We start from the raw sequence: 14,636 nt of genomic DNA, 5'->3' as shown, positions 1-14,636 counted from the left end.
TCAATTGTTATAGGCGCTCCAGCTGTTGCCCTGCCGGATGAAGACGGCATTGGACAGCGCATGGCGGCGCTCGGCCAGCGCCGTGCGGGCGCGTGCGGCGATCAGTTCGAACGCTTGCGGCTGCTCGGAACCGATGACGAAGATCAGGTCGCGCGAGGGGATGGCCGCCAGCGGCTGCCCGGGCAGGTGCGGCGCCAGGCGCGGCCACAGCTCGTCCAGCAACAGCAGGGTGGCTTCGAAGGTGCCGCCGGCCGAAATGCCGATGACGCCGTCGCCGCAATCGTGCAACTGGATACGGTCCAGGCAGCGGGGCAGGTTGCGCACGGCCAGCTGGTGCAGCGCTTCCAGCCCCATGCCCATGATGGCCAAGGTCTTATGGGTGATGTATTCCAGGCGGTTGGGACGGTCGATGGCATACATCACCACCACGTCCGCCGCCAACGGGCGCAGGACGGGCGTGTCGGCTGGCGCCAGGCCGGCCAGCGTGGTGGCCCCATCCGGGTTGGCCAGCTGCTTGAGCATGGGGACGACGAAGGGCGTATCGCTCATGACTATCCTTGCGCGTGCACGAGGCCGCAGCGGGGCGTTTGTAGATTGGCAAGCATCCTGCAGCCTATTCTAAACGAGTCATTATCGTTTCGACAGCGATTACGCGACGCTGTGGCCGCTTTTTTATGAGGGATTGACGGCCTGAAGGTATCATGGCGCTTTTCGTTTTTAGCTGAGGTCGCTGCCGTGTTGATCGCTCCAGAACAATTTTTCGCCTTTCTTGCCGCCGCGCTGCTGATCACCGCGTCGCCAGGACCGGACAACCTGATGGTGCTGGGCGTGGGCATGTCGCGCGGACGGCGCCAGGGCATGGTGTTCGGCCTCGGTTGCGCGCTCGGTTGCCTGAGCCATACGGTGCTGGCCGCGCTGGGCGTGAGCGCGTTGATCAAGGCGTCGCCGCTGGCGTTTGGCGGCCTCAAGCTGGCCGGCGGCCTGTACCTGGTGTGGCTGGGCATCGGCGCCTTGCGCAGCCGGGGCGGCGCCCGGGTCGATGGCAGCGCCTTGCCCGATGAATCGCTGCGCAAGTTGTTCGCCAAGGGACTGTTCGCCAACAGCATCAATCCCAAGGTGGTGCTGTTCTTCCTGTCGTTCCTGCCGCAGTTCGTGGTGGCTGAACGGGGCGCCGTGAGCTGGCAGACGGCGCAACTGGGATTGATCTTCACGGCCCAGGCTTGCTTGCTGTTCGGTCTGTTAGGGTATTTTTCCGGCACCGTCGGTGGTTGGCTCAACCGTCGCCCGCGCGCCGGGCTGTGGCTGGACCGGGTGGCCGGCACTATTTTCGTCGGCCTGGGCGTGCGCCTGATCGTGGCGCGCTGAACGCATCGGGGGGGGCTGATCGAAAAAGCAACATGATGTCATCAAGCCGTCATGCCGCGCTGCCACAATGGCCTTGCTCTTTCAAGTCTCTCCCGATTTGAAAATCTTCGCCCGCTCCCTCCCATCAGAGGGAAGCGGGCTTTTTTTTGATGTCAATTGGCGCGCAGGTCGAAGCGCAGTTCCAGTTCGTCCTGCACGGCCATGGCGCCGCCCATGACGGAAAACGGTACCAGGCCGAAATCCGTTTGCTTGAGTGTGACGGCGCCGCGCACGCGCAGGCCGGCGCCGTCCGTCTCACGCTGGGCCATCATCGGCAGGACGCGGGTGATGCCGTGCAAGGTGACGCTGGCTTGCAAGTGGTCGCCGTCGCTGCGTTCGGCATGCACTTGCACCAGCGGAAAATGGTCGGCGTCCAGCACCCGCGCCAGCATGTTGTGGCGGGTGCCGGCGATGGCGTCGGCCGTCGGCTGGGGCGCCAGGCCCGCCGCCGTGCGCAACTCAGCCTCATCGACCGTCATCTGGTCCAGGCGGAACTGGAAGTCGGCGCGGTTGTGGGCCGGCGCCACGTAGCCATCCATTTGGCGGATCGCCACCACGTGGTCATGGCCGAAGCGGGCCAGGGGGCCGGCGCGGCGTACCAGCACCGTGATCAGCGAGCGCTGGGTGTCGATGCGCAGCACGGACTGGCCGGCCGTTTGCCATTGGAGATAGGGCGCGCGCCAGTCGGCGGCCGGGGCGGCGATGGGCGATGCGGCAGGTGCTGGTGCTTCCTGCTGCACCCCGGCGGGCGCGCAGGCGGCCAGCAGGCAGGCCAGCAGGCAGGCCGGCACGGTCCCGGCCAGCCGCGTGGGGTGGAGCCGATGTAACGTTGTCGTGAATGTCATGATATGGTTATCCGCCCGTCATTGCGCCGTCACATAGTCCGTTTATGATGCCTCCCGCTGGTCCCAGCGTGCTTGAGCTGGTCACCGTGTCCAAGCCGGCACGGGATTTCACCAAACACGACTCAGCAGGTTAGCCGGTGGCCTCGAGCACCGGCACCAGAATTCCTGCTCGGCAAGTATATTTCGTCTTGCCTGTCTCCCGTTCCCTTCGCGGGACGATTATTCACCCACCTTAATCAAGTCCTAAGCCTGCGCTCACCGATTGGTGGCACAGTAACACCTGTAGCGCGCGGTATCAGCCACGCGCAGAGTTGCCGGACTCTCGTCTCCGGCACAGAATTCTCCGGGCGGCCACAGACCGCCGGAACCGAAAATCCCTACGCTTTAATCAGCGTTTCAGGCCGGCCCCATCCTACGATGCGCCGGCCTCTTTTTTTTCTGCGGCTGTTCCAACGATTTCTTACGGTGCCTTGCGCGTCAGCCACGCGTCGATCTGCGGCAGGCGTTGCTGGCGCACCTTGATGCGGTAGGCGATGCCGGCCACGGTGGCGGTGGTGTCGCCCTGCGCGCCGGCCGGCAGGTGCTCCTTGGCGAAGGCGGTCAGCTTGTCCATCATGGCCGGGTCGGCCGACTGGCTGGCCAGATGGGGGAAGTAGCGGCTGCGCGAGGCGACGTCGATCTTGCCTTCCACCTGTTCGCGGTGGGCAGCGGCGTAGTCGAACGCCAGTTCCGGATGGCGCACGGCCACGCGCGAAATCATGGCGGCACTGTCGGTGGCACCCGGCTCGCCGCTCAGGGCCAGCTCCAGCGCCCGTTGGCCCAGGGCCGCGTCTTCCGTGGCGCCCAGCAGCAGATACAGTTCCGTACGCAGCAGGGCCGAGGTTTCCGCCTTGGCCATCTGGTGCAGCCGCTCCCAGGTGGCCGCGTCAGCGTGGCGCGCCACCTCGCCCAGGATGGTGCGCTTGATGGCGGCCGGCATGGCTTCCGGCGTGCCGGCATCGAAGCGGCGGCGCGCCTCGGCGATAGTGGCGGCGTCGCCCAGCGCGCTCAGGGCGGCGATCAGTTCCGTGCGCAGCTTGGCCGTGGAGGTGGTTTCGCCGGCCGCTGCTTCCCAGCCAATGCGGGCCAGCACGGGCGACAGGTGGCCACGCGCGTATTGGTCGAAGATGGCGCGGCGCTGCGGCGCGCCTTCGTACTGCTGGTCGATGCCGGTATAGACGCCGGCGATCTCGCTCCACACGGGTGGCGCGGCGTCGAGCGGCGCGCGGCTGGCCAGGTCGAGGAAGCTGGAAGCGGGCTGCAGGCCGGCCATGCCCAGCGACCAGCTGTCGGCCAGCAGGCCCAGTTGGTCGATCGGGGCCAGGCTGGCGAACTGGCCGGCCAGCGCGTCGAAGGCCTTGGGCGCATACAGGGTGCGGTAGTAGCCGGCCTGGCCGGCGTTCACCAGCACGGTGCCGCAACCGGGCACGGTCATCGTGGCGCGCTTGCCGCTGACGACGGCGCGGGCGCTGGCGTGGCCCACGGTCTGGGCGATGACGGGCACTTGCCAGCTTTGCGGCGCCTTGTCCGGATGGTCCTTGCTGAATTCACCCTGGGCCAGGGTGAGGGTGGTGCGGCCGTTGCGGCACACGGCGTCCTGCACCCGGATCAGCGGCACGCCCGGTTGCAGCGTGAAGTCGTGGGCGATGGCGCGCACCGGCTTGTGGGCCGCGCTTTCGATCTCGCGCCACAGGTCGTCCGACACGGTGTTGCCTTGCGCGTGGCGGCGCATGTAGGCGCGCACGCCGGCGCGCCAGGCGTCTTCGCCCACGTAGTTCTCCAGCATGCGGATCACGGACTCACCTTTCTGGTAGGTGATGCCGTCGAAAGCCTGGTTGGCCTGTTCCACCGTTTCGATATGGGTCACGACCGGGTGGGTGGTGGCCAGCGCGTCCTGCGCCATGGCGTGTTCGCGCGCCTCGACGGCGCTGAAATTGGTCTGCCATTCCGGATGCAGGCGCGCCATCGTGCGGCTTTCCATCCAGCTGGCGAAGCCCTCGTTGAGCCACAGGTCGTCCCACCACTGCATGGTGACCAGGTCGCCGAACCATTGGTGGGCGATCTCGTGCGCCGCCACCAGGAACACTTCCTCCTTGTCGGCCTGGGTCGAGATGGCCGGGTCGAGCAGCATGGCGTTCTCGAACGAGAAGATGGCGCCCCAGTTTTCCATGGCGCCGAAGAACGGGCTGCGGCCCGGGGCGGCGACGTTGTCGAGCTTGGGCAGCGGATAGGGCAAGCCGAAGTAGTCGTTATATTCGCGCAGCACGGCGGCGCTGGCGTCGAGTGCGAAGCGGGCCTGCTCGACCTTGCCTTTCTGGGTGACGACGCCCAGTTCCGTGGCGCCCGCGCGCGTGGTGGCGCGGTCGAATTCGCCCAGGCTGAAGAACAGCAGATAGGTCGACATGCGCGGCGTGGTGGCGAAGCGCAGCAACTGGCGGCCATCGGGCAGGGCGCTGGACGAGGCCAGCGGCATGTTGGAGATGGCGCTCTGGCCGGCCGGCGCCGTCAGCTCCAGCGCGAAGGTGGCCTTGTAGTTCGGTTCATCCCAGCAGGGCAGCACGCGGCGTGCGTCCGAATTTTCGAACTGGGTGTACAGGGCGCGCTTGTTGGCGCCGCCGTTCTGGTAGTCGAGCTGGAACAGGCCGGCCGGCTGGGCGCCGATCTTGCCGCGGTAAGCCAGTTGCAGCTGGTAGCTGCCGGGCGCCAGTTCGCGCGCGAAGTTCAGTGTGACGGTTTGCTGTTCGGCGTCGGTGGTGATGGCGCTGGCGGCCAGCGGCGCCAGGCCCGGGCCGGCGCTGATGGCGGCGCTGGCGAAGTCCAGGTCGGCGGCGTTGAGCGTCAGGCTGGTGCTGGGCTGGCGGATCTCCAGCGCGATGGTGACGCTGGCGCTGAAGGTGCTGTGTTCCGCGTCCGGCACGATGGACAGGGCGTAGTGGGTGGGGCTGGCATTGCGTGGCAGCTGGGTGGTGACCTGGGCGCTGGTGGCGCTGGCTTTGGCGCCGGCCTTGGCCGTATTGGCCTGGTTGGCCTCGGCCGCCGTGGCGGAAAACTGGTGCGTGGCGATCATGGTGAGGATCGCCAGTGAAATCAAGCTGCGCTGCATGCTGTGCCCTTTATCTTGTGGAGTCGGGAAATCGGTGAAAGTGTAGCGGCAATCTACGGAGAAAGCGCATGCTTGTCAATGCGACCACAAGCGCCTGCCGCCAAATGGCGCTATGATTCCAAGCTGCTCAAACATGAGGGAACACGCCGCCATGATCGACCTGTACACGGCCGCCACGCCGAACGGCCACAAGATTTCCATCGCGCTGGAAGAACTGGAATTACCCTACACGTTGCATACGCTGGAACTGTCACAGAACGAGCAGAAGCAGCCGTGGTTCCTGGCGATCAATCCGAATGGCCGCATCCCGGCCATCGTGGACCGTGCGGCCGACAATTTCGCCGTGTTCGAATCGGGCGCCATCCTGGTCTACCTGGCCGAGAAAACGGGCCGGCTGATGCCCGCCGATCCCAAGGGCCGCTCGCTGGTGATGCAGTGGCTGATGTTCCAGATGGGCGGCATCGGCCCCATGATGGGCCAGGCCAATGTGTTCTTCCGCTACTTCCCTGAAAAGATACAGCCGGCCATCGACCGTTACCAGGGCGAGAGCAAGCGCCTGTTCCGGGTGCTGGATGGCCACTTGAAGGAGCATGAATACGTGGCCGGCGACTATTCGATCGCCGATATCGCCAACTGGGCCTGGGTGCGTACCCACAACTGGTCGGGCGTACCCACCGACGACTTGCCGCACCTGACCCGCTGGCTGGCCGCGGTGGCCGAACGGCCGGCCGTCAAGCGCGGCATCCAGTTGCCGCCGTCGCAGCTGGACCGCACGGCCAGCGCAGAGAAAGCCCAGCAGTTCGCCGCCGAGGCGCGCAAGATGCTGGAAACCGGACAATCCCGCGAACAAGGAGTTTAAAGATGAAGTTGTACACCGCATTCCGCGCGCCCAATCCGCGCCGCGTCGCCATGTTCATCGCCGAGAAGGGCATAGACGGCATCGAGCAAGTGATGATCGACCTGTCCACCAACGAGCATAAGAGCGCGGCCTTCCTGGCCAGGAATCCGCTGGCCCAGGTGCCGGCGCTGGAACTGGACGATGGCCGCATGTTGTGCGAGACGCGCGCCATCTGCTCCTGGCTGGAAGGCTACGCGCCGGAGCCGAACCTGATGGGCGAGGGTTACGAGGAACGGGCTTTCATCGAGATGGCTGACCGCCGCGTGGAACTGCGCTTGTTCGCCGCCATCGCCAACTGCATCCGCCACACCCATCCCGGCCTGGCCAAGCTGGAGCAGCCGCAGTTCCCCGAATTCGGCGCCTCGCAGGGCGAGAAGGTGCGCGACGTGGCGCGCTGGCTGGACCAGACATTGGCCGGCCAGCCTTACGTGGCCGGCGCCCGTTTCACCATCGCCGACATCACGGCCTTCTGCGCGCTGGAGTTCGCGCGTGGCCTGATGAGGTTCCGCCCCGGCGCGGAAGGCATGGAGCACTTGCAGGCCTGGCGCGACCGCATCGCGGAGCGTCCCAGCGCGGCCGTGAACTAGGGCGGTCGCTTGATCAAGCCGTGCGCCGGTACCACGGCAGTTGCGGCAACAGTGGCTGGTAACTGGCGGCCAGCGGGTCGTCCGCGTCGAACGGACGGTCCAGGCCCAGCGCCCCGAACGGCGCCAGGCTGTCATGGAACAGGCGCAGCACGCGCCGCCGCAGCATGGGGCCGAAGTCGGGCAGGGCGCGGCGGCACACGATGAGCTGGAACTCGTTGCAGGAGGCGTCCGTCACCAGGTTGTACTGGGCCCAGGTGATGCGGCTGCGTAGTTGCGGCAGCAGCGTGGCCCGCTCGCCCTGGACCAGCAAGTGGCCGAGCAGCGCGCCCTGGCCGCCGCAGCGCACATAGTTCTCCTGCAGCGCGGGCAGGTCGGCCAGCGCCACGCTGGCGTCCTGCGCCTCGGCCAACTGCTCGTCGCTGGGCACGGTGGCGAAGATCTCCGTGCGGCCGTCCAGCTGCTGTTCGCGCAGCAGGATGGCCAGCGTCCACGCCTGCATGGCGCCGGCGCAGTCGGCCAGCCACACCTTGGGCAAGGCCGCGCCGTGCAGGCAGGCGCCCAGCACGGCGCGCAGTTGCGCCACTTCCGGCGCGTCGTCGAACAGGGCGGCTGGCGGCACATGCAGCGCCCGCAGCACGGCCGCCATGGCGCCATGGTCGTGCAGCACCAGGTCCTGCAGCGACGACAGGGTGCGCGCCCCGAGCCGCACCATCACGGCGGCCAGCTTGTGCCGCAATACGGCCCGTTCGTGGCCGCGAAAATCGTAGCCATAGCATTGCACCAGCGCTTCGAGCAGCAGCGCCAGTTCCAGTTCCTCCACAGCCGGCGTGCCGGGCTGGCGCTGGGGAGGTTCGGCCGCTTCCATCACGGCCGCCATCAGTGCAGCCAGACCCGCATCAGCGACAGCAACTGCGCCACGTCCACCGGCTTGGTGATGTAGTCCGAGGCGCCGGCGGCGATGCATTTGTCGCGGTCACCCTTCATGGCCTTGGCCGTGAGCGTGATGATGGGCAGCGACTTGAACTTGGGGATGCGCCGGATCGCACGCATGGTGTCGTAGCCGTCCATCTCCGGCATCATGATGTCCATCAGGACGATCTCGATGGTGGGATCCTTTTCCAGCACTTCGATGCCGTCGCGTCCGTTCTCGGCGAACGACACCTGCATTTGCTGGCGCTCCAGCAGCGAGGACAGGGCGAAGATGTTGCGCAAATCGTCGTCCACGATCAGTACCTTGCGCCCGGCCAGCCCCCCTTCGGCGGCGTGGATTTCCTCCAGCATGCGGCGCTGCGCTTCCGGCAGGCTGGCTTGCGAGCGGTGCAGGAACAGCGCCGTCTCGTCCAGCAGCCGCTCGGGCGAGCGGGCATCCTTGACGACGATGGTCTTGGCGTAGCGTTTGAGCTTGGTCACCTCCTTGCGATTGAGGTCCTTGGCGGTGTTGATCACGATGGGCAGGTGGCGCAGGTCGGGGTCCTTGCCGATGCGGTCGAGCAGGTCGAAGCCGCTGATGTCGGGCAGCGTCAGGTCCAGCACCATGCAGTCGAAATGCGATTCGTGCAGCGCGTTCAGCGCAGCCTGCCCAGTGTCGACGGCGACGATGCGCAGGTCGGTGTCGCCGATCAGGGCCACGATGGCGTCGCGTTGATGTTGCTCGTCGTCCACCACCAGCAGGCTGCGTTTGCCGCCCAACTGGAAATTCTGGATGCGGCCGAATTCTTCCTGCAGCGCCTCCTTGCCGACCGGTTTGCTCATGTAGGAGATGGCGCCCTGGCGCAGCGCCCGTTCCCGTTCGCGCAGGATGGACATCACATGCACGGGGATGTGGCGCGTGCTGGGATCGCGCTTGAGCCGGTCCAGCACCGTGAAGCCGTCGATGTCGGGCAGGTCGATGTCGAGCAGGATGGCCGAGGGCAGGTAGTCGCGCGCCAGGCTCAGGGCCGAGTCGCCCTGGTGGGTGACGATGCCCTTGAAGTTCTTTTCGCGTGCGAAATCGAGCACGATCTTGGCGAAGCGTTCGTCGTCCTCCACGATCAGCACGGACGGGTCGCCGGCCGCGATCAGGCTACGGTCATCGCCGGTGGCGTTGTAGTCGGTCAGGTCGTGATCCTGTTCCTGGGCCATCTCGTGACCGTCGTGGCCATCGTGGCCATCGTGGCCATCGTGGCCTCGCTGGCCGCCGTTGGCCGGCTCCGGATCGCTATGCCCAATCGGTGGCGCGGTGGCGTAAATGACTTGCGGCGGCGGCGACGGCAGCCGTACCTGGGACTGGCGCCCCATGTCGTAGTTGATGAAACCGGCCCGGTTATACGGCAGGAACAAGGTGAAAGTGGAACCGGCGCCGACCACGCTTTCGACCCGGATCTCGCCGCCCAGCAGGCGTGCCAGTTCGCGCGAGATCGACAGGCCCAGACCCGTGCCGCCGTACTTGCGGGCGGTGGAGCCGTCGGCCTGCTGGAACGCTTCGAAAATCAGCTGCAGCTTGTCGGCCGCGATGCCCACGCCCGTGTCGCTGACGGCGAAGGCCAGCACCGCGTCCGCGTGCAGCAGGTTGGGGTGGTCGCTGGTGAAGCCGCTGGTCACCAGGCTGATGGTGAGGGACACCTGGCCATGGTTGGTGAACTTGAAGGCGTTCGACAGCAGGTTTTTCAGCACCTGCTGCAGGCGTGTGGTGTCGGTCATCATGGCCGTGGGCAGGCCATCGTGTAGCGCCACGCTGAACGACAGGTGCTTGGCCTCGGCCATGTGGCGGAACGTGCGGTCCACATAGTTGCGCAGGTTCTGGAAGCGGTATTCGGACACGTCCAGCGTGACCGTACCCGATTCGATCTTGGACAGGTCCAGGATGTCGTTGATCAGCGTGAGCAGGTCGGAGCCGGAGCCGTGGATGGTCTTGGCGAATTCCACCTGCTTGCCCGACAGGTTACCTTCCGGGTTGTCGCCCAGCTGCTGGGCCAGGATCAGCAGTGAATTGAGCGGCGTGCGCAATTCGTGCGACATATTGGCCAGGAACTCGGATTTGTACTTGGACGACAGCGCCAGCTGGGTGGCCTTTTCCTCCAGCGCCAGCTTGGCCTGCTCCACTTCGCGGTTCTTGCGCTCCACTTCGATGTTCTGTTCCGACAGCAAGCGCGCCTTCTCGGCCAGTTCCTGGTTGGTCTGTTGCAGTTCCTGCGCCAGCGATTGCGATTGCGTCAACAGCGATTCCGTGCGGCTGTTCGCTTCGATGGTGTTGAGCACCACGCCGATCGATTCCATCAACTGGTCCAGGAACGACAGGTGGGTTTCCGTGAAGCGGTCCAGCGAGGCGATCTCGATCACGGCCTTGACCTGCTGCTCGAACAGGATCGGCAGCACCACGATGTTGGTGGGCGGCGCCGCGCCCAGGCCGGACGAGACGACGATGTAGTCGCGCGGCACGTCCGTCAGCCAGATGCGCGCCTTCTCCAGCGCGCACTGGCCCACCAGCCCTTCGCCGGGCAGGAAGGAGGTGGGCAGCTTGCGGCTGGAGCGGTAGCCATAGCTGGCGATCATGCGCAGCCGGGCGTCGCTGTCGAGCGAATCCATCATGTAGAACACGCCGTGGTGGGCCGACACCAGCGGCGCCAGCTCCGATAAAATCAGCTTGCTCACGGCCGCCAGGTCGCGTTGGCCCTGCAGCAGCCGGGTGAAGCGGGCCAGGTTGGTTTTCAGCCAGTCCTGCTGGGCGTTCTTGAGCGTGGTGTCCTTCAGGTTGCGGATCATCTCGTTGATGTTGTCCTTCAGGTAGGACACCTCGCCGCGCGCCTCCACCTGGATCGAACGCGACAAGTCGCCCCGCGTGACGGCCGTCGCCACCTCGGCGATGGCGCGCACCTGGTTGGTCAGGTTGGCCGCCAGCTGGTTGACGTTTTCCGTCAGGTCCTTCCAGGTGCCGGCCACGCCGGACACGTTGGCCTGGCCACCGAGCTTGCCTTCCGTACCCACCTCGCGCGCCACGCGCGTGACCTCGGAGGCGAACGAGGACAACTGGTCCACCATCACGTTGATGGTGTCTTTCAGCTCCAGGATTTCGCCCTTCACGTCCACCGTGATCTTTTTCGACAGGTCGCCGCGCGCCACGGCCGTGGTCACGGCGGCGATGTTGCGCACCTGGCCCGTCAGGTTGGAAGCCATGAAGTTGACGTTGTCGGTCAAGTCCTTCCAGGTGCCGCCCACGCCGGGCACGTAAGCCTGGCCACCGAGCTTGCCCTCGGTGCCCACCTCGCGCGCCACCCGCGTCACTTCCGATGCGAACGAGGACAGCTGGTCCACCATCACGTTGATAGTGTTCTTCAGTTCCAGGATTTCGCCCTTGACGTCCACCGTGATCTTTTTCGACAGGTCGCCGTTGGCCACGGCTGTCGTCACGTCGGCGATGTTGCGCACCTGGCCCGTCAGGTTACCGGCCATGGAGTTCACGCCGTCCGTCAAGTCCTTCCAGGTGCCGGCCACGCCGGGCACGTTGGCCTGGCCACCGAGCTTGCCCTCCGTGCCCACTTCGCGCGCCACCCGCGTGACTTCGGAGGCGAAGGAATTCAACTGGTCCACCATCACGTTGATGGTGTTCTTCAGTTCCAGAATTTCGCCTTTCACGTCCACCGTGATCTTTTTCGACAGGTCGCCGTTGGCCACAGCCGTGGTCACGTCGGCGATGTTGCGCACCTGGCCCGTCAGGTTGCCGGCCATGGAGTTCACCGAGTCGGTCAAGTCCTTCCAGGTGCCGGCCACGCCTTTCACCTGGGCCTGGCCACCGAGCTTGCCCTCGGTGCCTACCTCGCGCGCCACCCGCGTCACTTCCGATGCGAACGAGGACAGCTGGTCCACCATCACGTTGATGGTGTTCTTCAGTTCCAGGATTTCGCCTTTCACGTCCACTGTGATTTTCTTCGACAGGTCGCCATTGGCCACGGCCGTGGTCACGGCGGCGATGTTGCGTACCTGGCCCGTGAGGTTGGAGGCCATGAAGTTGACGTTGTCGGTCAAGTCCTTCCAGGTGCCGCCCACGCCGGGAACGTAAGCCTGGCCACCGAGCTTGCCCTCGGTGCCCACCTCGCGCGCCACCCGCGTCACCTCCGAGGCGAAGGAGCGCAGCTGGTCCACCATCACGTTGATGGTGTCCTTGAGCTGCAGGATCTCGCCGCGTACGTCCACCGTGATTTTTTTCGACAGGTCGCCGTTGGCCACGGCCGTCGTCACTTCCGCGATGTTGCGCACCTGCGAGGTGAGGTTGCCGGCCATCGAGTTCACCGAGTCGGTCAAGTCCTTCCAGGTGCCGGCCACGCCTTTCACCTGGGCCTGGCCACCGAGCTTGCCTTCGGTGCCCACCTCGCGCGCCACGCGCGTGACTTCGGATGAGAACGAGGACAACTGTTCGACCATGGTGTTGGCCGTGGTGGCGGCGCGCAGGTACTGGCCCTTGAGCGGGTGGCCATCCACTTCCAGCGCCATCGTTTGCGACAGGTCGCCTTTCGCGACGGCGCCGATCACGCGCGCCATTTCCGTGGTGGGCCGCACCAGGTCGTCGATCAAGGTATTGACGGAGCTGATGATGGTGGCCCAGCCGCCCGCCACGTTGGGCACGGCGGCGCGCTGGGTCAAGCGGCCTTCGCGGCCCACCACCCGGCTCACTTCCACCACCGCCTTGACCATTTTTTCCTTGGTTTCGATCAGGTCGTTGAGGGTATCGGCGATCTTGCCGGAGATGCCGGTCCAGTCGGACGGCATGCGGGCTGAGAAGTCGCCCTTCTTGAGCGCCATCAGGGTGGACAGCAGCAGCTTGACGTCGAGTTCCTCGCGCATGTCGGTCATATCGTTCATGGACGCTTTCCTCTTGGTTTGGGAGGTTGGGTGGGACACGGCGCGTGCGCCTGGCCGGCGGCGCCCGTGTGGTGAAGGTGGGTGATCAGGTCGGCCGGCGGCATGGGCTGGCAATACAGTTCGCCCTGGTAGTAGTCGCAGCCCTGGGTCCGCAGGTGTTCCAGCTGCTGTTCATGGTTCACGCCCAGCGCCACCACCTGCATGGCCAGCGCGCGCGCCAGGTGGATCAGGGCGGCCACGATGTCGCTGCCGCCGTGTTCGCGGCCGATGGCGTGCACGAAAGCGTGGTCGATCTTGAGCGCGTCGAATCGCAGCTGCTTGCAGGTGGTCAGCGAGGAGTGGGCGCTGCCGAAATGGTCGAGCGCCAGGCGCACGCCAGCGTCCCGCAACTGGCGCAGCAGCGCCAGGGCGCAGTCGCCGCTGTCCGGCAGCAGCGTCTCGTTCAGTTCCAGCGTGACGCTGCCGGCGCGCAGCCGATGCCGCCGCAGGGCTGGCAACAGCTGCTGCCCCAGTTCCGGGCGCAACTGGGGCGCGGCCAGGTTGAAGGTCACACCCAGTTGCGCGGAGGATGACGCCTGCTGCCACTGGGCCACCTGGGCACAGGCGCCGGCGATGACCCAGGCGTCGAGCCGGTCGAGCAGGGCGCGGTCGTGCACGCAGGGCAGGAACTGCGGCGCCGGGATCAAGCCCAGGCGGGGGTGGCGCCAGTACAGCAGCGCTTCCGCACGGTGCACCTGGCCCGACGCCAGCGCCACCTGCGGCTGGTAGCGCAACTCCAGCTGGTCCGCGTCGAGCGCCTGCTGCAGTTCGCACGTCCACCGCTCCCGTTCCCGTTCGCGCGCGTTGAGTTCCTCGTGGAAGAATTTGATGCTGCCGCCGTTATCCTGCTTGGCCTGGTACATGGCCAGGTCCGCGTTGCGCATCAGGGTGCGGGCGCTGTCGCCGTCCTGCGGATAGAGCGCGATGCCCACGCTGGGCGCGCTGTGGATGTGGTGGCTGCCGATCACATAGGGCCGGGCGCCGGCCTGCTCGATCTTGCGCGCCACGCGGGCGGCGTTGGTGGCGGCTCCCGGGCCTTCGATCAGCACCACGAATTCGTCGCCGCCCAGCCGCGCCACCACGTCCGACACGCGCACGGCCGCCGTCAGCCGGGCCGCCACCTGGCGCAGCAGCTCGTCGCCCACTTCGTGGCCATAGTGGTCGTTGACTTCCTTGAATTTGTCCAGGTCCAGGAACAGCAGCGCGAACTGGGTGCGGTTGCGGTCGGCCGAGGCCACGGCATGTTCCAGTTGCTGGATCAGCGAGCGGCGGTTGACGAGATTGGTGAGCGCGTCGCGCGTGGACAGTTCATGCGCGCGCTGCTCGGCGTGTTTGCGTTCCTTGATCTCCGCTTCCAGTTCCTGGTTGATGCGTTCCAGCTCCTGCAAGCGCTGCACCCGCATATCCTCGTTCAGGCGCGCCAGCTGCTCTGATTTTTTGCGCAGCTGGATGGTCTGCTTGGTCATCTCGACGAACACTTCCACCTTGGTCTGCAGGATCTGCGGGATCACGGGCGTGAACAAATAATCGACGGCGCCTTTCTGGTACGCCTTCAGGCGGTTCATCTCGTCGGCGTAATGGGCCGTGATGAAGATGATGGGCACGCCGGCCGAGCGCGGATGGGAGTGGATCGCTTCGGCCGTCTCGAAGCCATCCATGTCCGGCATGCTGACGTCGAGCAGGATGACGGCGAAGTCATGGCGCAGTACCTGGCGCAGCGCTTCCTTGCCCGAGCAGGCCGACAACAACTGATAGCCGTGTTGACGGGCCGAGTCCGCCAACAGTTGCTCCAGTGTGAACAGGCTGGCCGGGTCGTCGTTGACGAGAAGAACTTTCGGCATAGGAGACGGCGTGGCTGCGATGGAGTGAGGTCGGCGCTTGTTCTT

At 66.0% G+C, this 14,636-nt stretch carries 9 protein-coding genes; 3 read left to right on the top strand and 6 right to left on the bottom strand.

All coding sequences use genetic code 11. The features are described from left to right. Entirely contained in the window at positions 1 to 549 is a 549-nt protein-coding gene (locus H3H39_RS17615) for a DUF1444 domain-containing protein (protein WP_182154886.1), read from the bottom strand. A 186-nt stretch (positions 550 to 735) separates the two neighbouring features. Here H3H39_RS17615 and H3H39_RS17610 point away from each other — a divergent pair, with 186 nt between their 5' ends. Then, positions 736 to 1,365: a LysE family translocator gene (locus H3H39_RS17610; RefSeq protein WP_182154884.1), complete on the top strand. Its 630-nt coding sequence runs from the start codon at positions 736 to 738 to the stop codon at positions 1,363 to 1,365. 152 nt (positions 1,366 to 1,517) lie between these two features. Here the strand turns inward: H3H39_RS17610 and H3H39_RS17605 are convergent, their stop codons facing one another. Continuing rightward, complete coding sequence (locus tag H3H39_RS17605; RefSeq protein WP_182154882.1) at positions 1,518 to 2,249, bottom strand: YceI family protein; 732 nt, start codon at positions 2,247 to 2,249, stop codon at positions 1,518 to 1,520. Positions 2,250 to 2,709: 460 nt separating this feature from the next. Beyond that, a complete protein-coding gene (locus H3H39_RS17600) occupies positions 2,710 to 5,391 on the bottom strand; it encodes a M1 family metallopeptidase (RefSeq protein WP_182154880.1) in 2,682 nt (893 codons plus the stop codon). Between the two features lie 151 nt (positions 5,392 to 5,542). Here H3H39_RS17600 and H3H39_RS17595 point away from each other — a divergent pair, with 151 nt between their 5' ends. Together H3H39_RS17595 and H3H39_RS17590 are read left to right on the top strand one after the other, a co-directional pair. Next, positions 5,543 to 6,250 (top strand): glutathione S-transferase family protein, encoded by a 708-nt coding sequence (locus H3H39_RS17595; protein ID WP_182155068.1) that lies wholly within the window; start codon positions 5,543 to 5,545, stop codon positions 6,248 to 6,250. A gap of 2 nt (positions 6,251 to 6,252) precedes the next feature. Next, a complete protein-coding gene (locus H3H39_RS17590; RefSeq protein ID WP_182154878.1) occupies positions 6,253 to 6,876 on the top strand; it encodes a glutathione S-transferase family protein in 624 nt (207 codons plus the stop codon). Positions 6,877 to 6,889: 13 nt separating this feature from the next. Here the strand turns inward: H3H39_RS17590 and H3H39_RS17585 are convergent, their stop codons facing one another. From H3H39_RS17585 to H3H39_RS17575, 3 genes are read right to left on the bottom strand one after another with little or no spacing between them, the layout of a single operon-like run. Next, a complete protein-coding gene (locus H3H39_RS17585) occupies positions 6,890 to 7,753 on the bottom strand; it encodes a CheR family methyltransferase (RefSeq protein ID WP_229218112.1) in 864 nt (287 codons plus the stop codon). Continuing rightward, on the bottom strand, positions 7,753 to 12,711 hold the full coding sequence (locus H3H39_RS17580; protein ID WP_182154876.1) for a HAMP domain-containing protein: 4,959 nt from the start codon (positions 12,709 to 12,711) through the stop codon (positions 7,753 to 7,755). The genes H3H39_RS17585 and H3H39_RS17580 overlap by 1 nt, the downstream gene beginning before the upstream one ends. After that, positions 12,708 to 14,591 (bottom strand): two-component system response regulator, encoded by a 1,884-nt coding sequence (locus H3H39_RS17575; protein ID WP_182154874.1) that lies wholly within the window; start codon positions 14,589 to 14,591, stop codon positions 12,708 to 12,710. Before H3H39_RS17575 ends, H3H39_RS17580 begins: the two co-directional genes overlap by 4 nt. Positions 14,592 to 14,636: the final 45 nt, after the last annotated feature.

This window comes from Rugamonas apoptosis (assembly GCF_014042355.1).
Taxonomy (GTDB): domain Bacteria; phylum Pseudomonadota; class Gammaproteobacteria; order Burkholderiales; family Burkholderiaceae_D; genus Rugamonas; species Rugamonas apoptosis.
Note: the sequence above shows the minus strand (reverse complement) of the source record. Positions and strands in the feature narration are given on the sequence as shown.